This window comes from Sinomonas humi (assembly GCF_000802235.1).
GTDB lineage: Bacteria > Actinomycetota > Actinomycetes > Actinomycetales > Micrococcaceae > Sinomonas > Sinomonas humi.
Genome location: NZ_JTDL01000037.1, coordinates 132,208 through 157,460, shown reverse-complemented (window position 1 = coordinate 157,460; position 25,253 = coordinate 132,208). Strand labels below are relative to the sequence as shown.

The following is a 25,253-nucleotide window of genomic DNA, read 5'->3' as shown; positions in this document are numbered from 1 at the left end:
CGGAGAGCTTGTCCTCCGCGGAGGAATCTACCCGCCGGGAAGGCCCAGCCGCACCTCGGTGAAGGGACGTGCTCAGTCCTCGGATGAGCAGGGAGCAGCGCCGGCAGTCCCTGGCGTGTTCGGCGCCCATGCAGGGAACGGACGCGAGTCGGCCGCGGGAACCCAGCGACCGGCGTCGACCGTGTAGTCGAGTCCCAAGCCGCGGTCCACGAGCTCACGCACACCGGTCACGAGCCTTTCGACATCCTCTAGCCGTGAGCCGAGACCAAAGCTCGCGCGGAGAGACCCTGATGCGAGACCGAGGCGACGCAGGGCGGGATGCGCGCAGAAGCGCCCGTCGCGGAGGCCCACGCCATGCTCGGCCGAGAGATATGCGGCTGTCAGCCCCGCGTCATGGCCTTCGACCGAGAAATTGACGATTCCGACAGCACCACGGGACGCAGCGCTGACGCCAAGGGCCGAGTCTTCGAAGAGGTTGTGGACGGTCACGCCGTCGATCTGGCGAAGACCTGCCACGAGGGCGTCCCGGAGCTGCTGTTCGTGGGCGTACCACGAATCCGTGTCGAGGCTCGCGAGGACCTGTGCGGCCTTGGCAAGGGTGGCTGCACCGAGCACATTTGGCGATCCCGCCTCGTGTCGAGCGGGGCCCTCCGCCCAAGCCACGGAGTCGAGACGGACCTCGCGGACGGCGCCGCCCCCGGCAAGGTAGGGGCGTCCATTGTCGAGCCAGTCGCGGCGGCCTACGAGGGCTCCCGCTCCAAACGGGGCGTAGAGCTTGTGGCCCGAGAAAGCGAGATAGTCGATATCCGCGGCCTCGATGTCGATGCGGCGGTGGGGCGCGAGCTGCGCTGCGTCGACCACGATGCGGGCGCCATGTTCGTGCGCGAGGGCGGCCAACTCGGCGATCGGCAGGATCTCGCCCGTAATGTTGGAAGCCCCCGTGACAGCGACGAGACTGATCTCGCCGGCCTTGAGCCACGCCCTCACCCGCTCGAGCGTTTCCGCGAGCGTGCGGGCGGCGACGACGCTCCGGTGGGGCCGCCCCTGCCAAGGCAGGAGGTTGGCGTGGTGCTCGATGTCGAGGTACAGGACCTCGCCGGCGGCAGGAAGGCAGCCGGCGAGCAGATTGAGCGAATCGGTGGTGTTGCGGGTGAAGACGACCTCGTCGTCGGGCCGCCCACCGACGAACTCACGCACGATCGTTCTGGCGTTCTCATAGACGGAGGTGCTGACTTGGGAGGCATATCCGGCGCCCCGGTGCACACTCGCGTAGAACGGCAGCACCTCGGTGAGGTGCGTCGCGACCTCGCTGAGGGCGGGGGCGGATGCCGCGTAGTCGAGGTTCACGTACCGGGTGCTCCCACCGCCGACGAGCGGAGTGACGAGCTCTGCGCCGACCACTTCGGCGAGCGGTCGAGTGACATCCGGACGGTCCTTTGCCGTGACGGGCGCCGGGGATCCAGCGGAAGGAACCGGGTTCGCGGGGGACGGAGAAACGACGGTGGGTGTGCTCACGGTGCACCTCAGGGTCGGGGCCCCGCCTCGCGGGGGCCGCGCTTGCCAAGTCCGCTCCGGACTGGCCTGGTCGTCACCCGGGGCACCCCGCCGCGTCGGAGGGTTGCCGGCCAGCAAGCCGGGGCTTCGCGCTGGCACTCGTGACCTGACCACGAGAGTAGAGGACGAGGTGCGCCCGCCTCCAGCCCGCCACGGCGTATTACAACTCGTTAAGACTCACGCTGTTCGCGCAGCCCGCGATGCCGCTCCCTTTCTCGTGCGGGGAAGCTTTTATGAGCTGAGGAGGTCGTCGTGTTCCGGATTGAGGCGACGCAAAGCGTCCGAGTGGAGGATCCCGTTTGTCGCGAGCGCGTTGCTGCCCCAAGGGCCCTCGACGCCGTCGAGCGATGTGAAGCGTCCCCCTGCCTCCGTGACGATCGGTACGAGGGCAGCCATGTCGTAGAGCGCGAGTTCGGGTTCGGTGGCGATGTCCACGGCACCTTCGGCGACCAGACAGTACGACCAGAAGTCGCCGTAGGCGCGTGTGCGCCACACGTCCTCCGTTAGGGTGAGGAAATTGCCGAGGCTTCCCCGTTCCCGCCAGCCGGAGAGGCTTGAATAGGAGAGCGAGGCGTCTTCGATGCGGGCGACGTCCGAGACCTTGAGCCGGGTTGCCGCCGCGAGGGAACGGCCGGTGTACGCGCCGGCGCCCTTCGCAGCCCACCACCTGCGCCCTAGGGCCGGGGCACTGACGACACCGACCACGATCTCGTCGCCGTCAGCAAGAGCGATGAGGGTGGCCCAGACGGGGACTCCTCGGACGAAGTTCTTCGTCCCGTCGATGGGGTCGATGATCCAGCGGCGGGCTCCGTGGCCGGTCGTGCCGAACTCCTCGCCGATCACCGCGTCCCGGGGGCGCGAGCGTGCGAGCTGCCCTCGGATGGCCTCCTCCGCCGCTCGGTCCGCATCGGTGACGGGGGTGAGGTCCGGCTTGGTCTCGACCTTGAGGTCGAGGGCCTTGAACCGGTCCATCGTCTGGGCGTCGACCGAATCGGCGAGTACGTGGGCCAGACGGAGATCATCGGTGTAGCCTTCGGCGGCAAGGGTCATGGAGCCCACGCTATCGCTTCACACGCCCACCGAGTGGGAGGCTCTGGGCTCAGAGTGTGCCGAGCTCCTTCGCGTCAGCGGCCTCGTCGCGCGGGCTTGCCCCCAGAAGGCGGCGGAACGACGCGAGCCGTGCGGGGCCTTGGCTGCCTGCGTTTCCCCCCGCGACCCAGGCATCCAGACCGCACTCGATGGCGTTCGCGTCGTGACGGCAGCCGCGTGCGCACTCATCCGTCCCAGGGTCGAGGTCTGGGAAGGCACGCAGGATCCGATCGGGATCGACGTGTGCCAGCCCAAAGGAGCGGATTCCCGGGGTATCGATGATCCAACTTCCTGGAGGCGCCCCTTCGAGTCGGAGCGCGAGAGCCGACGACGACGTGTGGCGGCCTCGACCAGTCACAGCGTTGACCCCTCCCGTGGCACGGCTGGCCCCCGTGAGCGCGTTGACCATGGTCGACTTGCCGACGCCGGAGTGCCCGAGCAGCACAGTGACCTTGCCGTCGAGCTCTTCTCGCAGGCGTGCGACAGCGTCATCGTCGAGCCGCACACCGCGCGCCATCGGCTCGGTTCCATCGTCACCCCCGGCACCGTCGGCTCCAGCTTCGGCTTCGGTGGGCTCGGGCTCTTCGGGCTCCTCCGCGGTGCGGCTCACGACGACGGAGAGCGGCAGGAGTTCGTAGTTCGCCAGCAGGGGGGCGGGGTCCCTGAGGTCAGCTTTCGTGACCAGCAGAAGCGGCTCGATTCCCGCATCGTAAGCGGCGACCAAGGCTCGGTCGATGAAACCGGTTCGCGGCTCGGGGTTGGCCGCTGCGACGACGATGACGAGCTGGTCCGCATTGGCGACGACGACGCGCTCGACTGGGTCGTCGTCGTCCGCGCTCCGCCGGAGGACGGTGCGGCGATCTTGGACCCGCACGAGACGGGCCAGGGTGTCCGGACGCCCGCTTACATCGCCGACCAGCCCAACGAAGTCCCCCGGGACGACGGCGGTGCGGCGCAGTTCGCGGGCCCGAGCAGCGATGACGATCCGCTCGTCGGGGGTATCCTCGCCGACAACTGCGGTATAGCGCCCTCGGTCGACGGTGATGATCCGGCCGGTCACGGCGTCGTCGTGACTCGGCCGATCCTTCGTCCGAGGACGGCTTCCGCGCTTGTTGGGACGGATGCGGACGTCGCTCTCATCCCACTCACGGGCAGGCATCGGGTCAGGGGGCCTTGACCGTCTCGTTCGGCACCGGAGCGTCGCTCGAAGACCCCTGCTCCCCGGCGCTCTGGCCGAGCATGCGAGCCCACATCTGGGGGAACTCGGGCATCGTCTTGGACGTCGTGCCGATGTCTTCGACCTCGATGCCTTCGACAGCGAGACCCCAGACCGCCCCCGCAGTCGCCATGCGGTGGTCCGCGTAGCTTCTCACGAGGCCCCCGTGGAGCGGGGCCGGCCGGATGATGAGACCGTCGGCAGTCTCCTGCGCGTCGCCGCCGAGCCGGGTGATTTCGGAGACGAGGGCTGCAAGCCGGTCCGTCTCGTGCCCTCGAAGATGCGCGATCCCGGTGAGTCGCGACGGAGTCTCGGCGAGGGCGCACAAGGCGGCGACCGTCGGTGCGAGTTCGCTCGTTTCAGCGAGGTCTGCGCCCGTGATCCGTTGGCCCCCGCGCACGGTGAGCGTGCCGCCGTCGAGCGTCACCTCCGCGCCGAGCTTGGGGAGGATCTCCCGCCAGGAATCCCCGACCTGGGTCGTGTGCTCAGGCCAGTTCGGAATGCGGACAGTGCCGCGCGTTGCGAGCGCGGCAGCGAGGAACGGCCCCGCATTCGAGAGGTCCTGCTCGATGCGGACGTCGAACGCGCTGATCGGCCCTGGCTGCACAATCCAATGGTTCGGGACGGAGTCGTCGACCTCGACCCCGAGCTCCCGGAGAACGCTCACCGTCATGGCAATGTGGTCGAGGCTCGGCACTGGCTTGCCGACGTGCTCGAGATGGAGGCCCTCGTCGAAGCGAGCGCCCGCAAGCAGGAGTGCGGAGACGAACTGGCTCGACCCGCTCGCGTCGACCACGACGTGGCCGCCCGGCACGGACCCCGTGCCGTGCACCGTGAACGGGAGCGACGTGGGCCGCCCTCCGTCCGGGGAGGAGAGGGAGACGCCGAGGGCCTCAAGGGCGTCGATGACGGGACCCATAGGGCGGACCCGCGCGTGTGGGTCCCCATCGAAGGCGATGTCGCCACGGGACAGCGCTGCGAGCGGCGGCACGAACCGCATGACCGTCCCCGCGAGCCCGCAGTCGATTGCGACTTCGCCGAGACCGCCGCTAGAGCCAAGGCCTCGCGACTCCGGCGGGATCGGGGTGATCTCCAGGTCGGGCCCGAAGTCGCCGTCGCCCGCAACCTCCCGCACGCGCGCCCCGAGGCTGCGCAGCGCGGCGACCATGAGCGCCGAGTCGCGCGAGTGCAGGGGCGCGCGGAGCCTGCTCGGACCCTCTGCGAGCGCCGCGAGGATGAGGTACCTGTTTGTGAGCGACTTCGAGCCCGGAACGGTCACGGTCGCGTCCACCGGCCGGCGCGCCAAAGGCGCCGGCCAAGGTACGGGAGCACTCACGCGAAGCTGCCGCTGGAAAGCTGATGGGCCGCGGACCGGGCGGCTTTGGCGGCGTCGTCCTTGGCCGCGAGGGCAGCCTTGACTGCGTCCTCACGCACGCCCTTCGCCGCCTTGAGCGCGTCATGCTTCATGTGCTGCGCCTTCTTGGCAGCCTTCTTCGCAGCTTTGTTGGCTGCCTTCGAGGCGTCGGCGCGCACCGACTTGGTCGTGCGCGCTGCGTCGGAGCTGACCGAGCGGGCCGCCTTCGCGGCGTCGGAGCTGACCGAGCGGGCCGCCTTCGCGGCGTCGGCGCGCATACCCTTCGTGGTCTTGGCCGCGTCCGCGGCGAGATGCTGGGCGCGCCACGCAAGGCTGGGATTCCCGGCCGTATCGACCGAGGCGAGCAGGACGCCGCCGACGAGCGAGATGTTGCGGAGGAGGCGGCCGCGCCGAGCCGAGCGGAGCTCCTGCGACCCGATATCTGCCGTCCGCCACTCGACAAAGGTGTTGAGGGCACTCGTGAGGGCGAGTACCGAGGCCGAGAACCGCGGCGCCTTGCCGAACGCGAAGAGAACGCCCGCGCCCAGTTGGGTCGCGCCCACGGCACGGGCAAGCGTCTTCTCTTCCACGCGCACCGGGAGCGCGTCGGCCGCGCGACGCAGGACCGGCGAGAGTTGCTCGGCCGTCTCGTCCGCGTTCTTGAGCTTGTCCACGCCCGCGACGATGAACGAAGAAGCGAGCAGGGGTCGAGCGAGGAAACGAACTACCGACATGGGGCCTCCTACGTGGATTTCCGTGGCTAGATAGGCTTTCCAGCTGCTCCAGTCTTGCACTTTCAGGGAATATTTTCCCTTTACACGCAGTTGCCCCCTTAGTCGAGCACGCCAACTGGAGAAGGAGAGCCCGTGCTGGTCTTGGACCAACCGCGTCCCGCCCCGCCAGTAGACTGGACCGCAATGAGCACCGTCGATTCCATCGAGCCCGACGAGCCTGCTGCCGGTTCTGCCGCTGGCAAGGGTCCTGCCGAGGAAACCCCCGAAGAGCGGCGTGAGCGCTTCGAGCGCGACGCCATGCAGTACGTCGATCAGCTGTACTCCGCGGCCATGCGCATGGCGCGCAATCAAGCCGATGCTGAGGACCTGGTCCAAGAGGCGTACGCGAAGGCCTTTGCTGCCTTCCACCAGTACAAGCCGGGCACCAACCTCAAGGCGTGGCTCTACAGGATCCTGACGAACACCTACATCAATCTCTATCGGAAGCGTCAGCGGGAGCCGCAGCAGGCACAGTCGGACACGGTCGAGGACTGGCAGTTGGCACGGGCCGAATCGCATTCGTCGACGGGCCTGCGTTCTGCCGAAGCAGAGGCGCTCGACCACTTGCCGGACTCAGACGTGAAAGATGCGCTCCAGTCAATTCCCGAGGAGTTCCGTCTGGCGGTCTACTTCGCGGACGTCGAGGGCTTCGCCTACAAGGAGATCTCGGACATCATGGGCACGCCGATCGGCACGGTCATGTCGCGCCTCCACCGCGGGCGGAAGCTCCTGCGGGACCGCCTCGCGGACTACGCGGCGGAGCGCGGCTTCGCGGGCGCGCGGTCGGCAGGGGCAGTGGACTCGGACTCGAGCAAGCAGGAGAAGGAACAATGAGCAACTGTCAGGGACTCGGAGACTGCGACGAATCGCGTCTCGAACGCCTCTACGAATACCTTGACGGCGCCCTTCCGGCTGCCGATGTCGCGGAGATCCGCGCGCACCTCGAAGCGTGTACGGAGTGCCGCGAGGAGCACAATCTCGAGTGCATGATCCGCAGTGCGATGAAGCGCAGCTGCACGGAGCAGGCCCCGGCAGCGCTCAAGGCAAGCATTCTCGACAAGATTCATTCGATCCGCGCGGAGGCCGCCGAGGTCTAGGAAGCATCGTCTAGGAATCATCAGAAGAAACATCATCTGAAGAAACGAGGAAGGGCCCGGAGCGAAAGCTCCGGGCCCTTCTGCACCACCACGGTTCCCATCAACGCGTTTGTCCGTCAAGCACATTTGTTCCTGACGGTCAGCCTGCCGGCTGCTCAGGCGTTGGGACGCTTCCCGTGGTTTGCGCCGCCCTTCTTGCGGTCACGGCGCTTGCGTGCACGCTTGCTCATAGGTGGCCTCCTTCCGACTCAGTGACATGTGGCCCAGAAGGCCCTCAATATCCTCCCATACAAGCGGCGAAGGCACCTAAACGAGGTCCGGGTCCTGGCTCTTATTCCCTCATCCCCGGAGCGAGTTCCGTACTGCGATACGCGCCTGGTCAAGGACCGTCCGCAGAGTTTCGACAGTCACGTCGGTCACCGGCTCGCGTGCTGCGTGGCTCCGAAGCTCGACCCGTACATCGTCCCGGAACGCTTGGACGAGCATTTCCGCTTCCTTGAGCCGCCCTTGGCTCTCTCGGCTGAGGGGCTCGCCCGAGGGCTTTCGGGGCGGCGTCTCGCTCGGCTCATTTCGGTGAGCGGACGACGTCGCTCCGTCACCCGCGGACCGCTGGCTCGGCGTCGTCCATGGCTCGCCGCGCGCCCCCCGCGCTGACTCCTTCGCGCGAAGCCGAGCCGACTCCGCGCTCGCAGCGAGGTCGGCCCGCAGTCCCCGCATGCTCGAACGCAGTTCGTCTCGCAGAGTGTCCGCGAGGCGACGGACCGAGGCGCTGATGTCCTGCTCTACGTCCGCGACCTCGTCACGGCGTGCATCGAGCTCGGCCCGACCGGCGTCGGTGATGCGGTAGACGCTCCGCCGCCCCTCCGCCTCAGCGGCAACGAGGCCTTCCTCCTGCAGCTTCGCGAGGCGCGGGTAGACGGTTCCTGGGCTCGGTGCGTAGGTGCCACCGAAGCGATCGCTGAGTGCCTTGATGAGTTCGTAGCCGTGCCGGGGCCCATCTTCGAGGAGGGCCAAGAGGTACAGCCGGAGCGCCCCATGCGCAAAGACCGGTGGCGTCACCCCGCCGCCTGCCCGTCGTCGTGCGCGCTGCCCGCCTGAGGCGCCGAGGCCCGGTCATCGGCATGCACCACGGACACGTCGCCTGAGACGGTGTTGGTTCTCAGGAGCATGAGCTGAAGATCGTTGCCGAGGATCGTCTCGAGCTTGCCCTTGAAGGACGTGAAGCGGGATTCGCCGACGACGACGCGTCCCGACACAGTGGTCGCCGCGAGGTCGACCCCGACGTCGCGGGGGAGACGGATCGTGACATCACCGCTCACTGTGCTCGCGCCCAGCGAATGGCAGTAGCCCTCGGTGTCGAAGACAAGATCCCCTGAAACGGATTTGGCCCGCACGTCCTTGAGGCGCCCCGAGGCGGTGATCTCGCCCGAGACGGTGTTCGCCGTCAGGATGCCGTCATGGTTCCGGGCAATGACGTCTCCGCTCACCGTGTTGAGGTGGAGTTCGCCCTCAGTGCGGTCGCTGAAGACGGAACCCGACACCGTGTTGAGCTTCGTGAGGGGGCCGGTGCCCGAAACGAGGCCGTCTCCTCCGACAGTGCCGATCTCCACCGCGGTACCCGCAGGAACCGCGATCGAGATGACTGCCCAGTTCTCGCTCGTCCCCGAGACCGTTCCCATGAGGTTCTTGAACCAGCCTTCGAGGCCGTGCAGCTGGTGACGCACCTCGAGGCGGCCGTCATGGAGGCTCACGGCGACCGGATCTCCCCGCACTTCACTGACCTCGATCACCGCGTCTTCTGATTCGTGGACGATCACATCGAGGCGGCCGCCCACGATCCCCGCGCGCAACGAGCGAACGCCTTCTACCGTGACGGTTTGGGGCTCGGTGATGCTCCAGTTTTCCTCTGACATGTCCCCTCCTCGCCCGGCGTTCGCCGTCGAAGCCGGAGAACGCGTTATAACTCGATGTTCAAATCACGATATATCGCGAACGGACCGGTGGCAAGCCCCTGAATCAGAGGCTTCGCAGGCTTACTGAGGCTGGGGGAGGCGCAGCCAGGGGAACCAGCCGCGGTGGAGGACGAGCCAAGCGATGAGGCCATAGCCGGCCTGGCCCGGCGCTCCGGCATTTCCGGCGAGATCGCCGCGCCATTGCTCATGGTTGAGAAGGGGCGAGAACGTGTCCACGTAGTAGTGCTTACGCCGCGTCGTCACATCGGCGAAAGCCGTGTTCAGCTCGGCCAGCCGCCGGTTCTGGACGGGGTCGAGCGTCGGGGGAGGTCCAACCACGAACACTTCGGCGCTGTTCTGGGCCGCGCTGTCGAGGATGTTGGCCACGTTGAGCCGACTGCGGGCAGGGGAAATGCCGAATTCGATGTCACGGCCGGAGAGCCCTATGACCAAGCGATTCTCGAAGCCGTCGCCGAAGCGGCGCTGTGCCTCGTCGAGCCAACGGGTCGAGAGGGACTCCGTTCCTTCCTGAGGTGCCGCGAGCACATAGCTCTCGAGAGTGAGTTCTTCCCGCGGTGTGCGCGCCAGTACCCGGCCCAGCCAGCCAAGCGCGCGGGGATCACCGTTGCCTGCGAGCAGTTCGTCGCCGATCGCCGCGAGGCGAACCTTCCTCTCGTGCGCCATGCGCCCCTCCCAGTGACCAGCTTCCGCCGTGCGTCAGCACGACTCCTTCGGCTCCCGAGTCTAGCGAACGGAGGGCGCGGTACTGGGGACGCCGTGCCATCGGGGCGGGTAGCTTGAGCAGACGTTCCGGCTAGAGCAGACGACGGCGGCCGCACCTTCGCTGGGAAGGTGCGGCCGCCGTCGTTCTTGGCTTTCCGGGTGCTCCGCCGCTGAGGAGCCGAGCACCCGCGCTATCGGCTAGGCGTTGGCCCCAACCCCCGCGCGGAAGCAGAGCTCCAGGAGGGTGGACTCCTCAGCCGCGTGCCGCTTCATGGAGCCGGCGGACGTGGCCGCCGACGCGGGCCGCGACACGACGCGCAGTGGCCGGTCGAGGGTGGGTGCCAAGTTGAGGGCGAGGTAGGTCCAAGCACCCTGGTTGTTCGGTTCGTCCTGTGCCCACACGACCTCGGCGTTCGGGTACTTCGCGAGCTCTGCGGCGATCTCAGCCTGCGGCAGCGGGTAGAGCTGCTCGATGCGGACGATCGCCGTCGTCGTGTCCTTCGCCTTGGTGCGCGCGGCCAGCAGGTCGTAGTACAGGCGACCCGAAACGAGCAGGACACGCTCCACCCGCTGACCGTCGAGGTTCTCGTGCTCAGGGATCACCGGGCGGAACGTGCCCGACGTGAACTCCTCGACTGGCGACGACGCCGCCTTGAGGCGAAGGAGCTGCTTCGGGGTGAACACAATAAGCGGCTTCCGGGGCCGGCTGTACGCCTGGCGACGCAGCAGGTGGAAGTGCGACGCCGGCGTGCTCGGGTGCGCGACGATCATGTTGTCCTCGGCGCACAGCTGGAGGAAGCGCTCGATGCGGGCGGACGAGTGGTCAGGCCCCTGCCCCTCGTAGCCGTGGGGGAGAAGCATGACGAGTGAGGAGCGTTGGCCCCACTTCTGCTCTGCGGAGGAGATGAACTCGTCGATCACGGTCTGGGCGCCGTTGACGAAGTCGCCGAACTGGGCCTCCCAGAGGACGAGCGCGTCGGGGCGCTCGACCGAGTAGCCGTACTCGAAACCGAGGGCGGCGTACTCCGAGAGCGAGGAGTCGTAGATCGAGAGCTTCGCCTTGCCGTCGGAGAGGCTCGCGAGCGGCGTCCACTCAGCGCCCGTCGTCCGGTCGTGGAAGACCGCGTGGCGCTGCACGAACGTGCCGCGGCGTGAGTCCTGACCGGAGAGACGGACCGGCACGCCCTCGGAAACGAGCGAACCGAAGGCTGCGAGTTCACCGAAGCCCCAGTCGATCCCGCCCTCGCGCGACATCTGCTCGCGCCGCTCCAGGAGCTGCTTGAGCTTGGGATGGACCGTGAAGGAGTCCGGAATCTCGAGATGGGCATGACCGATGCGAGCGAGCAGCTCGGTGCTGATCGCGGTCGACTCCGGCCGCTGTTCGCCCGAGTCCTCCTGCTGCTGTGAGATCGGGCGCTCGAGGTCCGAGACGGCCTTGAGGTCGCTCGTGACGATCGGGATGGGCGACGTCTGCGCCGCGTGCGTCTCCGCGAACACGCGCTCGAGTCGCTCCTGGTAATCGCGGAGCAGCTGCTCGGCTTCTTCCTGCGTGATGTCGCCGCGCCCGATGAGGCTCTCCGTGTAGAGCTTCCGCACGGAGCGCTTCGCCTCGATGAGGTTGTACATGAGCGGCTGGGTCATCGACGGATCGTCGCCCTCGTTGTGACCCCGGCGGCGGTAGCAGACGAGGTCGAGGACGACGTCCTTGTGGAAGCGCTCGCGGAAGCGGTAGGCGAGCTGCGCCACGCGGACAACGGCCTCGGGGTCGTCGCCGTTCACGTGGAAGATCGGCGCCTGAACCATCTTCGCGACGTCCGTCGAGTACACAGACGAACGCGAGGCCGAGGGCGACGTCGTGAAGCCGACCTGGTTGTTCACGATGATGTGGATCGTTCCGCCCGTGCGGTAGCCGCGCAGCTGCGAGAGGTTGAGCGTCTCCGCCACCACGCCCTGCCCGGCGAACGCGGCGTCGCCGTGGACGAGGATCGGGAGGACAGGGAACGCTTCGCCGGCGTCGAGCCGGTCCTGCTTGGCGCGGACGATGCCTTCCAGAACCGAATCGACGGCTTCGAGGTGCGACGGGTTGGCGGCGAGGTAGACCTTCGTCTTCTTGCCGTTCTCCGCGGTGAAGGTCCCCTCGGTGCCGAGGTGGTACTTCACGTCGCCGGAGCCCTGGACGCTGCGCGGGTCCTGCGTGCCCTCGAACTCGCGGAACACCTGAGCGTAGGTCTTGCCGGCGATGTTCGTGAGGACGTTGAGGCGTCCGCGGTGGGCCATGCCGATGCCCACCTCGTCGAGGCCGTCCTCGGCGGCCTCTGAGAGGATCGCGTCCAGCATCGGGATGAGCGATTCGCCGCCCTCGAGCGAGAACCGCTTCTGGCCGACGAACTTCGTCTGGAGGAACGTCTCGAACGCCTCTGCCGAATTGAGTCGCGAGACGATCCGGAGCTGCTCCTCACGGCTCGGCTTCTTGTAGGGATGCTCGATCTCGTCCTGGAACCATTTCCGCTCGGCCGGCTCCTGGAGATGCATGTACTCCGTGCCAGTGGTGCGGCAGTAGGCGTCGCGGAGAACACCCAGGATGTCGCGGAACTTCATCTTCGGCTTGCCGCCGAAGCCCCCCGTCGGCCATTCACGGTCGAGGTCCCACAGCGTGAGCCCATAGGTGAGGACGTCGAGGTCAGGGTGCCTGCGCTGGACGTACTCGAGCGGGTTCGTGTCCGCCATGAGGTGGCCGCGCACGCGGTACGCGTGGATGAGCTGCTGGATCCGGGCCACCTTGTTGATGGTGTCCTCGGGGTTGATCTGCAGGTCCGGGCTCCAGCGCACGGGCTCGTACGGGATGCGCAGCGACTCGAAGATCTCGTCGTAGAAGCCCTGCTCGCCGAGCAGGAGCTGGTGGACGATGCGGAGGAACTCGCCAGATCCTGCGCCCTGGATGACTCGGTGGTCGTAGGTCGAAGTCAGGGTGATGATCTTGCCCACAGCCTGAAGCGCGAGGGTCTTCTCCGACGCGCCCTGGAATTCCGCGGGGTATTCGAGCGCACCGACGCCGACGATGGCCGCCTGCCCCTTGGAGAGGCGCGGAACCGAGTGAACGGTGCCGATGCCGCCCGGGTTGGTGAGCGAGACAGTGGTGCCCGAGTAGTCATCCGCGGTGAGCTTGCCCAGGCGAGCGCGCTTGATGAGGTCCTCGTACGTGTGCCAGAACTCCGAGAAGTTCATCGTCTCGGCCTTCTTGACGTTCGGCACGACGAGGAGGCGCGTGCCGTCGTCCTTGGGCAGATCGATGGCGATGCCGAAGTTGACGTGTGAATGCTGAATGGCGACAGGCTTGCCGTCGATCTCGTCGTAGCTCACGTTCATCGACGGCATGAGCTTCAGGGCGCGGATCACGGCGAAGCCGATGAGGTGCGTGAAGGAAACCTTGCCACCGCGGACGCGCGTGAGGTGGTTGTTGATGACGACCCGGTTGTCCATGAGGAGCTTCGCGGGGACCGCGCGCACCGTCGTGGCCGTCGGGACCTCGAGGCTCGAGATCATGTTGGACGCGATCGCCTTCGCGGGGCCGCGGAGGGTCGTGACGACGTCTTCCTCGACCGTCTCGTCCTTGGCCTTCTTCGGCAGCTGGGCGGGGATGGGTCCGCTCGCCGAAGGCTTGGCGCCATCGCGTACGACGGCGGCAGCGCCCTTCTTCGGGGCGGCGGCCGAGGGAGCCTGCTGGCTTGGGGCGGTCGGCTGTGCCGGGGCTGCGGCGGGCCTGGCCTGGGCCGCGGGGGCGGACTGGGGGGGAGCAGCAGGCTGCGCAGGGGCCGTCTGCGCAGGCGCGGCAGGGGACGGCTTGGTGGCCGGAGGCATGGTCGGCAGCTGCTTCGTCAGCGTGTCGACGGTCTGCGCCTTCGCGGATCCGTTCACAGCCGGAGACCCGTTTGGCGAGCCTTCGTTTTCGAACGATTCGAACAGTGGCCACCACTTGGAGTCGACCGAGTTCTTGTTTTGCTGGTACTGCTCGTAGAGCTCGTCGACAAGCCACTCATTGCCGCCGAATTCTTCAGGCAGGCGGTGGGTTGGCAGTTCTGGCACTGGAGATACGCCTCTTCCATCGATCTGTTGGGCCAGGAGGCAGGTCTTCACAGGCCAGCCACCGGACCATGGCCCGGCAGGCGGTTCGATGTCGGGACAGGAGCCGCCTGCCACCGTGAATCGGAGAAGACTGGGCCTTCCGGTTCACACTCCCGTCTAGTCTAGTGAGGCAGCGCGCGAAACGGGCAATCCGTGGGCAGTGTCACATCCTTGATCGCCATCCGTTTCAGTGCCAGTGCCGCTCCGCTGAGGGGAAGGCATGGCTGATAAGCTGGAACGGCCATGGACGACGACCCTCCACGAAGTTCCAAACCGTGCCCTGAACCGAGTTGCAAACCAAGTTCTAAAAAGCGTTCTTTCAGCACAGCGCGGGGAATTCGAGCAATTTCTACACTCTGTCGAAATTCCGAATTTCATCTCCCTGCATTCTCCCGGGCGGTCGGTGCCTGAATGGAGTGGCTTCTCCTCGCTGCGGGAATCATCCTCGTCCTCGGCACTGGCTTCTTTGTCTCAGTCGAGTTCTCACTCGTTGCGCTTGATCACTCGACAGTTCAACGGAGCATCGACCGTGGGGAGCCGGGGGCCAAGGCGCTCATGCAGTGCATCACGAGCCTTTCGACGCAGCTCTCGAGCTGTCAGCTCGGCATCACTCTCACGACCCTGCTGACGGGCTTCGTCATGGAGCCTTCAGTGGGCAAGCTGCTCGAGCCGCCGCTCGCGGGCCTCGGTGTTCCGGCTGCGGACGCCGTCTCGCTCGTCATCGCCATGATCATCGCGACGCTCGGTTCGATGCTCCTCGGAGAGCTTGTTCCCAAGAACCTCGCGATCGCCCGAGCGTTGGGCGTGGGCCGCGCCGTCGCCCGCCCGCAGCTCATCTTCACGGCGGTGTTCAAGCCCGCCATTGTCGTGCTCAACGGATTCGCCAACAAGGTCCTCCACGCAATGGGCGTGGAGGCCCAAGAGGAGATCTCGGGCGCGCGCTCGCCCGCGGAGCTTGCCTCCCTTGTGCGGCGCTCCGCCGAGCTCGGCACCCTCGATGAGGGAACTGCCCGCTTCGTCTCCCGCACGTTGAGCTTCTCGGAACGCACGGCGGCCGATGTCATGACGCCTCGGATGCGCGTTACAACCGTTGACGCCACAGATTCAGTGGAGGACGTCATCGTCGCCGCCCGGGCCACGGGGCACTCTCGTTTTCCTGTCATCGGTGACTCGCCCGACGATGTCCGGGGACTCGTGCACGTCAAGAAGGCCGTCGCGGTCCCTGCCGAGCGCCGTGCCTCTCTCGAGGCCGGCGCGATCATGACTGACGTGCTCCGCGTGCCCGAGACGATCCATCTCGACGCGCTCATCTCCCAGCTTCGCGCCGGCAACTTGCAGCTTGCCGTGGTTCTGGACGAGTACGGCGGAACCGCGGGCGTCGTCACTCTCGAGGACCTGGTCGAGGAGATCGTTGGCGAAGTCTCCGACGAGCATGACCGGCTCGCGCCCGGTGTGCTCCAGAGCGCCGCCGGCGATTGGTTCTTCCCGGGGCTCATGCGCCCGGACGAAGTGTCCGAACAGGTGCCCGGGCTGGTCGTCGACGACGATCCCGCCTACGAGACTGTGGGCGGCTTCGTGATGCGATCCCTCGGCCGTGTGCCCGTCCAAGGTGACCGAATCGACGTCGAGGGCGGGGCACTCGAGGTGACCCGGATGGACGGGCGTCGCGTCGACAGGCTCCGGTTCGTTCCCGCACCGAAGGTTTCTGCCGGAGCCGAAGGGGCCGAGGCGTGATGGGCGACTGGGGAGGCATCGTCTGGCTCGTCGTGCTCCTGCTCGGCAACGCGTTCTTCGTGTCGGCGGAGTTCGCCATCATGTCGGCGCGCCGCAGCCAGATCGAGCCGGTCGCCGAGGCCGGCTCCAAGCGGGCGGCCACGACGCTGCGCGCAATGGAACACGTCTCGCTAATGCTTGCGTGCGCCCAGCTCGGCATCACGGTGTGCTCGCTCCTCCTGCTCCAAGTCGCAGAGCCCGCGATCCACGATCTCGTCGGCGTTCCGCTCGCCGCGCTCAACATTCCTGCGGAGGCCTCCGAGACCGTTGCGTTTATCGTCGGGCTTGGGCTCGTCACGATCCTGCACGTGACGTTCGGGGAGATGGTGCCGAAGAACCTCTCGGTGTCCGTCGCCGACCGCGCCGCGATCGTGCTCGCGCCGATCCTCGTCGGGATCTCGCGGCTCGTCCGTCCCATCATCGTAGCGCTCAACTGGTCGGCGAACGGCGTGCTGCGCCTCTTGGGGGTGCAGCCCAAAGACGAGGTGTCCTCCTCGTTCACCCTTGAGGAGGTCCAGTCGATCGTCGAGGTCTCGACCAAGTCTGGCCTCGTCGACGACGAGTCCGGCCTTCTCTCGGGCGCGCTCGAGTTCTCGGACCAGACGGTCGCCTCGATCATGGTGCCGCTCGAGCTGATCGTGACGCTTCCGACGTCGGTCACGCCCTCAGGCTTCGAGAAGGCGGTCGCGAAGACGGGCTTCTCCCGCTTCCCCATGGTCGACGACGACGGCGAGCTCACGGGTTACCTTCACGTCAAGGATGTCCTTGCAATCCCGGAGGCCGCACGCGACCGCCCGATAGGAGAGGCCCGCGTTCGCTCCTTGGCCAACCTCGGTCTGGACACCAATATCGAGGACGCGCTCACGGCGATGCAGAAGACCGGCCTCCACGTGGCCCGTGTGATTGGCCCTGAGGGCGGCACACGAGGGGTGCTCTTCCTCGAGGACGTCATCGAGCAGCTCGTGGGCGAGATTCGGGATGCGACCCAGGCGGGACAGTCCCGCCGGTTCGAGAGGGAGCGGCGAACCTGAGTCTGCAGGGCTAAATGGGAATTGTTCCCAAGAGGCGCTACAGTGACTCTTGTTGCGATGAATTCGCATTAGCCTGTCTGTCGGCCCTCCCTGCCGCTCGAACCGAACCGAGGTCCCAGTGCACTTTTCGTTCCCCAGCCTTGCTCGGCGCCTTCTTTCCCACGCTTCTCCTACCCGCCTTGGACTGGCGTCGGTCTCCCTCGCAAGCGTCGTAGCTCTCAGCGCATGCGGTACGCAAGCCGCAGGGGGCTCGGGAGCGGGCGCGTCGGGCTCCAGCCAGATTTCGGTCGTCGCCTCGACCAACGTCTACGGTGACATCGCGAAATCGATCGGCGGCGACAAGGTCAGCGTCACCTCGATCATCTCGAAGGCCAGCCAGGATCCGCACTCGTATGAGGCGACGACCCAGGACCGCCTTGCGGTCGCGAAGGCGAAGCTCGTCATCGTCAACGGCGCGGGATACGACGACTTCATGACGAAGCTGACCGACGACGCCAACCTCTCGGGCGATGCCGTCCTCAATGCCGTTGACGCGTCGGGGCTCCGCGCAGGTGCCAGCGCCTCAGCCGCAGCCAACTTCAACGAGCACATCTGGTACAGCCAAGATGCAATGCAGAAGGTCGCCCAGACGATTGCTGACAGACTGGGGAAGCTCGACCCGGCCGACGCCCAGGCGTTCAAAGACCGGGCCAGCCAATGGGACAGCAAGCTCGCCGGGATCACCTCGAAGCTCCAGGCCATCAGGGCAGCCCACTCCGGGGAGGGTGTCGCAGTGACCGAACCCGTGCCGCTGTACATGTTGGAAGCCGCGGGTCTCCAGGATAAGACGCCCGAGGCCTTCAGCTCGGCCGTCGAGGCAGGCAACGATGTGCCGCCCGCGGCGCTCAAGGAGATGCAGGACCTGCTTTCGAGCCACAGCATCAAGCTGCTCGCCTTCAACCCGCAGACGGAGAGTCAGCAGACGGAGGCGCTCAAGACGTATGCGCAGAACGCGAAGGTCCCGGTCGCGAACTTCTACGAGACGATGCCCGAAGGCAGCGACTACGTCACATGGATGACGCAGAACGCCGACGAAATCGCAACGGCGCTCGGGGGCGCCCGCTCGTGAGCGGGCTGACCTAGACTTGGCAATCATGACGAACGACGGCGGTCGGGCCAGCGCGCGCGAGAGCGCCTCCGGTCAGCGGCCGGAGGCATCCGCCGTCGTGCTCCGGGGAGCCTCGTTGGCGTTCGGGGCGCGCACGCTCTGGAGTGGGCTTGACCTCGATATCAAACCGGGCGAATTCTTCGCCGTCCTAGGGCCTAACGGCAGCGGCAAGACCAGCTTCCTCAAGGTGCTCCTCGGGTTGCTCCCGCTCACCTCCGGCACCGCGCGTGTGGCTGGGCATTCGCCCGGGTCCAGAGGGCGCGACATCGGCTACGTCCCCCAGCAGAAGGGGTTCGCAGCTGATGTGCCGCTTCGCGCCCGGGACCTCGTGGCGCTTGGCGTGGACGGCCATCGCTGGGGCGTCCGCTGGCGGCGGCGCGACGTGGACGCCACTGTAGACGCTCTGCTGGAACGCGTGGGCGCCACCCCCTACGCGAAGGTGCCGGTGGGACAGCTCTCCGGCGGCGAACTGCAGCGGCTCCGGGTCGCGCAGGCGATTGCCGGGAACCCGAAAGCGCTCCTCTGCGACGAGCCGCTCCTCGCGCTCGACCTCAACCACCAGCAGGGCGTAAGCGCCCTCATCGATCGGCAGCGGGCCGAGACCGGGGCTGCAGTCGTCTTCGTGACGCATGAGATCAACCCGATCCTCGACTATGTCGACCGCGTTCTCTACCTCGCGGAGGGCCAGTTTCGCGTCGGCTCCCCCGAGGAGGTCATGCGGACCGAGATCCTGTCCGAACTCTACGGAAGCCGAGTGGAGGTTTCGCGCATCAACGGCCGAATCGTCGTCGTAGGCCTCCCGGACGCGACGACGCACCTCCACCATGGGCATGCGCTTCCGTCTGAAGACGAGTCGGCAGGGGAGAAGGAAGGGGCTGACAGATGAGCTTCTCCGACATCTGGAACTCGATCTTCTCTTTCGACAACTATGGCCAGCTCCTTCAATTGGTCCAAGACTCGGTCTGGGCCGGAGCCGTCCTCGGCCTGCTCGGCGGACTGGTCGGCACCTTCGTGGTGCGGCGCGATCTCGCGTTCGCCGTCCACGGCGTCTCGGAACTCTCATTCGCCGGGGCCTCATTCGCGTTGCTCGCCGGGACCGACGTCGTAACGGGCTCGCTCGTGGGCTCGGTCCTGGCAGCGCTCACGATGGGTTTCATGGGAGGCCGCGCGCGGGCGAAGAACTCCATCATCGGGGTCTTGATGCCGTTCGGCCTTGGTCTCGGCATCCTCTTCCTCTCCCTGTATCAGGGGCGTTCTGCCAACAAGTTCGGGCTCTTGACCGGGCAGATCGTTGCGGTGGACACGGTCCAGCTACAAGTGCTCGCGATCGCGGCGATCGCTGTGATCGTCGTGCTCCTGATCGTGTGGCGCCCCCTCTCCTTCTCGAGCGTTGACCCAGACATGGCACGCGCGCGGGGTGTCCCCGTGCGGTTCCTCGGGATCCTGTTCATGTTCCTGCTGGGCGTCAGCGTCGCGCTCTCGATTCAGGTGGTCGGCGCCCTCCTGGTTCTCGCCCTGCTCATCACCCCCGCGGCCGCGGCACAGAAGGCAACCTCGTCCCCGGCCCTCGCGGTGTTCCTGAGCGTGGTCTTCGCCGAGATGGCCACCGTCGGCGGCATCCTCCTCTCGCTGGGCGGCCGCATTCCCATCAGTCCCTACATCACGACGCTCTCGTTCCTCATCTACCTCGTGTGCGCGGGGATCGGGCTCCTGCGCGTCCGCCGAGGGAATTCCGGAAGGGTGGTCGAGGAGGGGTCGACCCGGGAAGCCGCGCAAACGGCGGAATCTGCCGTCTAGGAGCGCCTTAAGGCAACCGCCCTGACCACTGACCCGTTCTGAAAGCAAACACTCAATTCGGCCGCTGCTGCCACTGAGATGTGTCTGGAAACGGGGCAGACCACGGAGAGAGTTGCCTCAAGGACACTGACCCGGGGAAGCCAGGAAATAGCGTGAACGAGGCGTTGCCTCGTGGCTCGCTGCGGTAACCGTTCAGCTCACGTGCGCGGACTTGTCTAGGTCGCCCTTGGGGGCGCTCCTCTTGTAGGCGCCAGAGGGACCTGTCCCGATACGCCCGGGAATTCGTCCGTGGACCGACGTGTCGATCGTGCCGCCATAGCAGTACTCGCACCTGAAAGGCATTTTCTGGCATGCAAGAGCAGAAGAATACATTGGGGCGCCGTTCCGTCCTCCAAGGAGCAGCTTGGACCGTGCCTGTTGTTGCTGCCGTCGCCGCGGCTCCACTGGCAGCAGCCTCCGGATCAGGCACCATCTCCTTTGATCAGCCGAACTATTCCACAAACGCGGGCGGCACGTACACCACGATCTCGGGCAAGGTGACGTTGACGTCCGGCACCTACCCCAGCGTCGTCACCTTGCTCTACCCGGACGGCTTCACTGGGCCCCCTACGGCAACCGTGGATCCGGTCACCGGGGCTTTCACCGTTGGCCTGGTCAAAGCTCCGGCCACGCCGGTCGCCTCTGCCACTCTGACAGCCTCAGCGACGAGTTTCACCCCTGGCAGCACAACCCTGTCCGTGACGCTGGTCGCCGTACCGCTCGCGGGGAGCGGCCTGGTCTGGGGCTACGGGACTATGAATGGAACCGGAATCTCGCAGACGCCCTACAACCGTCCCTATGCGGCGGCGCCACAGCGGGTGATCGACCAGGGCTGGACCCGGTACCGCGACGTCGCCCAGGTGGGGGACGAGCACACCTACATGATCTCGCCCGACGGGCTCTCCTACGTATCGTTCGCTGGCTCTCCGGTGACAAGGACCAATCGCACCATTGCGTTGAATCCGGGCGAGACCATGGTGTCGCTCGCCGGGGGTCCACAGGTCATCGCTATCCTCACGTCGCAGGGCCGGGTATTCACGGAGCACTACGTCACGACGAGCATGACCGCGAGCCAGGTGCGCAATCCTCCAGGCGTGACGTTCGTGCAGATCGCCCACTTCTGGAACGATCTCGCCGGGGCAGTGGCGCTCTCCTCGGACGGCAGGGTCTTCATCCTCCCGTCGAGGAACACGGGCCCTGCGCCCGTCACGGTCAAAATGCAGGACGGCACCGATCTCCGGGGGGTTGTTGAAATCGCAGCAGGCACCGACCCGCAGATCACGGCACGGAAGGCGGACGGCACCGTCTGGTCCGTCCGGGCGACCACCGGGACGTCCACCCGGCTCGCGGGATACGCCGAGCAGGTTTGGGCCGGAAGCCAGAACTCACCCCTTCTGGCGAAGAGCCTCGCGGTGCACACAAGCCCGTACACGGATTCGGGATACGTCACGGCGGCGGTTGGCCAGGACGGACTGGTGTGGGTCTGGGGCGGTCGGACCCCGACCACGGTTGCCGGCGGCAGCGTCATGGATCGGTTCGCGCGATCCGTCGACGTGGTCCGTGCCCTCGGCCTGTCCGGGGTGACCGTCAAGAACGTCTCGGTCTCGGCGCCGGTATTCGCGACCCTGTCAGACGGGCGCGTCGTCAGCTTCGGGAATCCCAGCGACGAATGCGAACGCGGACAAGGCCCGGCGAACCAGTTCCTTACAACGGTCGCTCCGGGGTTCGTGGTGGATGTCAACGGCGCTCCGATCACCGGCATCGACCGTGTCGCCACGACGCGCGGTGGAGGGTGGGCGATCCGCCCCTGATCATCTCGAAAAGGTGGACGGGGCGAGAGCCGCGGGCTCTCGCCCCGTCCCTCTTCCTTCCGGCGTCCCTTTATCCTTCGGAGTGCTCGGCTATCCTTCGGAGTGCTCGGCGGCCAAAGCCGCCGAGCACTCCGGGCAGAGCCCGAAGATCTCTACCGTGTGCTCGACGGCCGTGTAGCCGTTTTCTGCCGCGATCCTGCTTGCCCAGGCCTCGACCGCTGGGGCCTCGATCTCGACCGCCTTGCCGCAGCGGCGGCACACGAGGTGATGATGATGGCCGTGGGCCTCGCAACGACGGTAGCGCGCTTCGCCGTCGTCCGCCCGGAGGACGTCGAGCAGCCCATCCTCGGCCATCGACTGGACGATCCGGTAGGTCGTGGCGAGCGAGATCGAGGCGCCTCGATCCTGCAGGATGCGGTGCAGCTCCTGAGTGGAGACGAAGTCCGCGAGCTCATCCAACGTGTCGCTTACCGCGACCTTCTGCTTCGTGACGCGCTGCTCACGTCCGCCTGCTGCGCGGGCTCGGCCCGACGCCGTCGTCTCGGCCACTGCACCCTCTCTTCCGCGGGAGGGGAATTCCCGCCCGATTCTTCCCGCGGAGGCAAACGTGGCGCGTCCCCGCAGGTATTCCAGCCTAGCAAGCCTGCCTAGACTGACCGCATGAAGCTCACCAAGTACACCCACGCGTGCGTCCGCTTCGACAAGGGCGGGCGCGCTCTCGTCATCGACCCCGGCAGCTTCTCAGAGGTTGAGGACGCCCTTGCTGGCGCCGAGGCCCTTCTTGTGACCCATGAGCACGCGGATCACCTGGACATTGACCGCGTCAGTGCAGTTCTCGAAGGGACGGACTCACTCTCGGCTTGGGCTCCCGGGAGGGTCGCCGATCAGCTGCGTGATGCGGCGCCAACTGCAGCCAGTCGCGTGCACACGGCGGAGCCGGGCCAGGAGTTCGAAGCGGCAGGCTTCCGCGTGCAGACCTTCGGCAGCCAGCACGCTCTCATTCATCCTCTGGTTCCCGTAGTGGCCAACATCGGCTACGTCGTCGACGGGGAGGTGTTCCACCCCGGAGACTCCTTCACCGTCCCGAACGGCATCGAGGTCGAGACACTGCTCGTGCCGGTGCATGCTCCGTGGAACAAGATTCAAGAGGTCATCGACTTCATCATCGCAGTGCGGGCACGGCGTGCCTTCCCCATCCACAACGCGCTCATCAACGACCTCGGCACGGGCATCGTGGAAGGCCACGCGAAGCGGATCGGCGCCCTTTACGGCACCGAGTACCGGCATCTCGAACCGGGGGAGTCGGTCGAGATCTGAGGGAAGCACGCCCAGCTCCTCCGTTCGCGGTTAGGTGAAGACGCGTGGTTAGGGTGAAGACCATGGAAATCCAGCAGCAGGTGCTCATCGGCATTGACGAGCTCAAGCGTCGCCTCGACGCGGAGCAGCGCACTGTCCTCCTCGATGTCCGTTGGTCCCTCGCTGGGCCGCCAGGCCGAGAGGCCTATGCGGCTGGGCACCTGCCGGGAGCGGTCTTCGTGGACCTCGAGCAGGAACTTGCCGTTCCTGTTGGTTCCGGGAGTCCTGAAGAGGCTGCCGGGGGCCGCCACCCTCTGCCGACTCCGGAAGGATTCGAGGCAGCGGCGAGGCGGTGGGGCATTGACGACGGCGACGTGGTCGTCGCGTACGACGATTCGGCAGGGCAGGCCGCGGCACGGGCTTGGTGGCTCCTGCGCGATGCGGGTTTCGAGAACGTCTATCTCCTCGACGGCGGCCTCGGCGCGTGGCGTGCCGCTGGCTTCCCACTGGCCGAGGGCGTGGAGACTCCGACGATCCCCGGCACAGTGCACTTGGACAGCAATCGGCTGCCGACCATCGACGCCGACGAAGCGGCTTCGTTCGAAGGACTCCTCCTCGATGCGCGCGCTCCCGAAAGGTACCGGGGCGAAGTCGAGCCGGTCGATCCGCGTGCGGGGCACATCCCTGGCGCCGTGAGCGCTCCCACCTCGCGCAATCTGGGCGACGACGGACGGTTCCGGCCTCCCGAGGAGCTCAGACGCCGTTACGCCGAGCTTGGGGCCGAACCCGGCCGGCCCGTCGCGGTCTACTGCGGCTCCGGCGTCACTGCAGCGCACGACATCGCCGCGCTCGCCATCGCAGGGATTGACGCGGCACTCTATCCCGGTTCCTTTTCCCAATGGTCCAGGGACCCCTCTCGGCCGGTGGCGACGGGTGAGGAGCCCTGAGCGTAGTGTCTGGCCGAGGTCAGGAGGCATCTACTCGTCTGGCCTGATCTTCGGGTTCCGGTCATCGCGCGGCGGCGGTTTGACGAGGTGAATAACACCGATTCCCCCGTCTCCGAGCACTGAGAATCTCGAAGAACCCGTCCTCCAACACGGACGGCGGGGCCTGAAGTACGGATGCGACATTCCACTCCACGGATTTTTCTTCCTGGTGCCACTGATTCTCCTCTGTTCGATGGACTCAGTGTTGCGAGGATACTCGTTGTAGACCTAAGCTCTCAGGACACATACCTAAACCCTTATAGAACAAGGAAGTTCGGGGGAATTATGACTGGGTTGGTAAATCGCGTAAGGAAATTATCACTAGTGCCCTTGACGGCATTCCTCAGTGCTCTCAGCTTACTCATGGCGTCGCCCCTGATGCATTGCAATCAGCATCGGGATTGATGGGGATAAGATGAAGAAGCCAGCAGTTACCGTCTCGGCCGCCCTCGTCTCCGCGATAGCCATTGCCGTCGGCTCTGGAGCCAGCGCCCAACCTCTTGCCAGATTGGGAGCCGAGGATCTGGCTCCAGGTCTGCTCCGCGCGCCCTCTGAAGCAGACATCGCTGCGACCAGGAGTTTGGCGTCCCCATTGTCCGCCCGCATCGACGCTGGCTCTCTGCGCATCGCCGGGACAGACAAGTTAGGCCGATATATGCTTGCCTCCGCTCAAGACAAGCGGGAAGTGTGTATGCTCCTCACCACATCCTCGGCTCGACCTGTGACAATCGGAAGCTGTGCAAAGACCGAAGACTTCTACGATATCGGCTTGCGTTTGGACACAGGGGGATCTGCGATAGGAAGAAATCTTGTTGTCTTCCTGCTTCCAAAAGGGGTCGATGCGACTCCCCTGAAGTTGCTTCCCGGCGTCTCTTATGTCGGTACGGGCAAGGGAAACCAGCAAATTATTGCATCCACGACTCCTGAAGAAATCCCTGCGAGGTTGGAGTTGCGCCGCGATCTTGGCCCTGCCTTTGAATTTGATGGAGTCAAGAGAGTGGTAGGCGCTGTGCGTTGAGGGAAAGGATTTCAATGGGCAGCCGGAGAATATTCCTAGGGATCGCTCTTGCCGCAGTGACGGCAACGGGTCTCGGATACATAGCCATGATGATTGAGGGCCTGACTCACGGCTATATCCTTGGCCTCAACGGCGTCCCTGCCTACGCACTTTCGCCCAGATATCCCTGGGAGCTGCAGGTTGCACAGTTCCTAATTGTGGCCGCGTTCTGCGTCCTGTACCAGCGAAGGCTTTCTCAAAGGGCGTCGCGAGTTGCCATTCTTCTCTTCTTGTCTGGCACCGCCGTCTTCGGGGCAATTAATGCCACATCATTGGACCAGCGGGCCGCCTTGCCGCCTCCCGTCGTGCTTGCTGCTTATGCAGGAACGTCACCCGCGTGTGCCGTTCTGGCAGGGGTCGTGGCCTTCATCCCGGACTGGAAAAGGCCCCACTCCGGCACGCCTTGATCAGGGCCATTCCTCGCTGAGGTCGGATA

22 protein-coding genes, 1 pseudogene and 1 riboswitch are annotated in these 25,253 nt (G+C 66.2%); of the genes and pseudogenes, 12 read left to right on the top strand and 11 right to left on the bottom strand.

The annotated features are described in order from the left end of the window. Nucleotides 1-72: 72 nt before the first annotated feature. From LK10_RS03090 to LK10_RS22505, 5 genes and pseudogenes are all read right to left on the bottom strand, one after another. Nucleotides 73-1,515, bottom strand: coding sequence for an aminotransferase class V-fold PLP-dependent enzyme (locus LK10_RS03090; RefSeq protein WP_043119986.1), 1,443 nt, complete (start codon nucleotides 1,513-1,515; stop codon nucleotides 73-75). Nucleotides 1,516-1,548: 33 nt separating this feature from the next. Further along, nucleotides 1,549-1,661, bottom strand: a riboswitch (SAM riboswitch). Between the two features lie 124 nt (nucleotides 1,662-1,785). Continuing rightward, entirely contained in the window at nucleotides 1,786-2,604 is an 819-nt protein-coding gene (hisN, locus tag LK10_RS03085) for a histidinol-phosphatase (protein WP_043120184.1), read from the bottom strand. Nucleotides 2,605-2,653: 49 nt separating this feature from the next. Beyond that, a complete protein-coding gene (rsgA, locus tag LK10_RS03080) occupies nucleotides 2,654-3,802 on the bottom strand; it encodes a ribosome small subunit-dependent GTPase A (RefSeq protein WP_043119985.1) in 1,149 nt (382 codons plus the stop codon). A gap of 4 nt (nucleotides 3,803-3,806) precedes the next feature. Continuing rightward, nucleotides 3,807-5,195 carry a 3-phosphoshikimate 1-carboxyvinyltransferase gene (aroA, locus tag LK10_RS03075; protein ID WP_043119982.1) on the bottom strand — a complete coding sequence of 463 codons (1,389 nt, stop codon included), beginning with the start codon at nucleotides 5,193-5,195 and terminating at the stop codon, nucleotides 3,807-3,809. Nucleotides 5,196-5,428: 233 nt separating this feature from the next. Beyond that, nucleotides 5,429-5,947 (bottom strand): annotated as a pseudogene (locus LK10_RS22505) (DoxX family protein); the annotation flags it as partial. A gap of 183 nt (nucleotides 5,948-6,130) precedes the next feature. On the opposite strand from LK10_RS22505, the gene LK10_RS03065 reads away from it, so the two are divergent. Continuing rightward, complete coding sequence (locus LK10_RS03065) at nucleotides 6,131-6,820, top strand: sigma-70 family RNA polymerase sigma factor (protein ID WP_081998224.1); 690 nt, start codon at nucleotides 6,131-6,133, stop codon at nucleotides 6,818-6,820. Next, on the top strand, nucleotides 6,817-7,083 hold the full coding sequence (gene rsrA / locus LK10_RS03060; RefSeq protein WP_043119981.1) for a mycothiol system anti-sigma-R factor: 267 nt from the start codon (nucleotides 6,817-6,819) through the stop codon (nucleotides 7,081-7,083). The genes LK10_RS03065 and rsrA overlap by 4 nt, the downstream gene beginning before the upstream one ends. Nucleotides 7,084-7,238: 155 nt before the next feature. Here rsrA and LK10_RS22975 read toward each other — a convergent pair whose 3' ends face one another. The 5 genes from LK10_RS22975 to LK10_RS03040 form a co-directional block, all read right to left on the bottom strand. Next, a complete protein-coding gene (locus LK10_RS22975) occupies nucleotides 7,239-7,313 on the bottom strand; it encodes a 50S ribosomal protein bL37 (RefSeq protein WP_096498094.1) in 75 nt (24 codons plus the stop codon). 109 nt (nucleotides 7,314-7,422) lie between these two features. Further along, nucleotides 7,423-8,142: a PadR family transcriptional regulator gene (locus LK10_RS03055; protein ID WP_043119980.1), complete on the bottom strand. Its 720-nt coding sequence runs from the start codon at nucleotides 8,140-8,142 to the stop codon at nucleotides 7,423-7,425. Beyond that, entirely contained in the window at nucleotides 8,139-8,996 is an 858-nt protein-coding gene (locus LK10_RS03050; RefSeq protein WP_043119979.1) for a DUF4097 family beta strand repeat-containing protein, read from the bottom strand. The genes LK10_RS03055 and LK10_RS03050 overlap by 4 nt, the downstream gene beginning before the upstream one ends. 120 nt (nucleotides 8,997-9,116) lie before the next feature. Further along, entirely contained in the window at nucleotides 9,117-9,719 is a 603-nt protein-coding gene (locus LK10_RS03045) for a GDSL-type esterase/lipase family protein (RefSeq protein ID WP_043119978.1), read from the bottom strand. Between the two features lie 237 nt (nucleotides 9,720-9,956). Further along, a complete protein-coding gene (locus LK10_RS03040; protein ID WP_052206872.1) occupies nucleotides 9,957-13,841 on the bottom strand; it encodes a multifunctional oxoglutarate decarboxylase/oxoglutarate dehydrogenase thiamine pyrophosphate-binding subunit/dihydrolipoyllysine-residue succinyltransferase subunit in 3,885 nt (1,294 codons plus the stop codon). A 450-nt stretch (nucleotides 13,842-14,291) separates the two neighbouring features. Between LK10_RS03040 and LK10_RS03035 the strand changes: the two genes are divergently transcribed. The 6 genes from LK10_RS03035 to LK10_RS03010 all read left to right on the top strand — a co-directional run bounded on the left by LK10_RS03035 (nucleotide 14,292) and on the right by LK10_RS03010 (nucleotide 21,478). Next, on the top strand, nucleotides 14,292-15,614 hold the full coding sequence (locus LK10_RS03035; RefSeq protein ID WP_043119977.1) for a hemolysin family protein: 1,323 nt from the start codon (nucleotides 14,292-14,294) through the stop codon (nucleotides 15,612-15,614). After that, nucleotides 15,614-16,684, top strand: a complete 1,071-nt coding sequence (locus LK10_RS03030) for a hemolysin family protein (protein WP_043119975.1) — start codon at nucleotides 15,614-15,616, stop codon at nucleotides 16,682-16,684. The genes LK10_RS03035 and LK10_RS03030 overlap by 1 nt, the downstream gene beginning before the upstream one ends. Before the next feature lie 118 nt (nucleotides 16,685-16,802). Then, nucleotides 16,803-17,792 (top strand): metal ABC transporter solute-binding protein, Zn/Mn family, encoded by a 990-nt coding sequence (locus LK10_RS03025; protein WP_043119974.1) that lies wholly within the window; start codon nucleotides 16,803-16,805, stop codon nucleotides 17,790-17,792. A gap of 25 nt (nucleotides 17,793-17,817) precedes the next feature. After that, nucleotides 17,818-18,717: a metal ABC transporter ATP-binding protein gene (locus tag LK10_RS03020; RefSeq protein WP_081998223.1), complete on the top strand. Its 900-nt coding sequence runs from the start codon at nucleotides 17,818-17,820 to the stop codon at nucleotides 18,715-18,717. Further along, nucleotides 18,714-19,628: a metal ABC transporter permease gene (locus tag LK10_RS03015; RefSeq protein ID WP_043119973.1), complete on the top strand. Its 915-nt coding sequence runs from the start codon at nucleotides 18,714-18,716 to the stop codon at nucleotides 19,626-19,628. The genes LK10_RS03020 and LK10_RS03015 overlap by 4 nt, the downstream gene beginning before the upstream one ends. A 410-nt stretch (nucleotides 19,629-20,038) precedes the next feature. Beyond that, on the top strand, nucleotides 20,039-21,478 hold the full coding sequence (locus LK10_RS03010) for a hypothetical protein (protein WP_156144005.1): 1,440 nt from the start codon (nucleotides 20,039-20,041) through the stop codon (nucleotides 21,476-21,478). Nucleotides 21,479-21,568: 90 nt separating this feature from the next. Here LK10_RS03010 and LK10_RS03005 read toward each other — a convergent pair whose 3' ends face one another. Continuing rightward, nucleotides 21,569-22,027, bottom strand: coding sequence for a Fur family transcriptional regulator (locus LK10_RS03005; protein ID WP_043119971.1), 459 nt, complete (start codon nucleotides 22,025-22,027; stop codon nucleotides 21,569-21,571). A 111-nt stretch (nucleotides 22,028-22,138) separates the two neighbouring features. Between LK10_RS03005 and LK10_RS03000 the strand changes: the two genes are divergently transcribed. The 4 genes from LK10_RS03000 to LK10_RS02990 all read left to right on the top strand — a co-directional run bounded on the left by LK10_RS03000 (nucleotide 22,139) and on the right by LK10_RS02990 (nucleotide 25,224). After that, on the top strand, nucleotides 22,139-22,795 hold the full coding sequence (locus tag LK10_RS03000) for an MBL fold metallo-hydrolase (RefSeq protein WP_043119968.1): 657 nt from the start codon (nucleotides 22,139-22,141) through the stop codon (nucleotides 22,793-22,795). A 62-nt stretch (nucleotides 22,796-22,857) separates the two neighbouring features. Further along, nucleotides 22,858-23,721, top strand: coding sequence for a sulfurtransferase (locus LK10_RS02995; RefSeq protein ID WP_043119967.1), 864 nt, complete (start codon nucleotides 22,858-22,860; stop codon nucleotides 23,719-23,721). Nucleotides 23,722-24,481: 760 nt separating this feature from the next. Further along, complete coding sequence (locus LK10_RS21670; protein WP_156144004.1) at nucleotides 24,482-24,778, top strand: hypothetical protein; 297 nt, start codon at nucleotides 24,482-24,484, stop codon at nucleotides 24,776-24,778. Nucleotides 24,779-24,792: 14 nt separating this feature from the next. Continuing rightward, nucleotides 24,793-25,224 (top strand): hypothetical protein, encoded by a 432-nt coding sequence (locus LK10_RS02990; RefSeq protein WP_043119966.1) that lies wholly within the window; start codon nucleotides 24,793-24,795, stop codon nucleotides 25,222-25,224. Nucleotides 25,225-25,253: the final 29 nt, after the last annotated feature.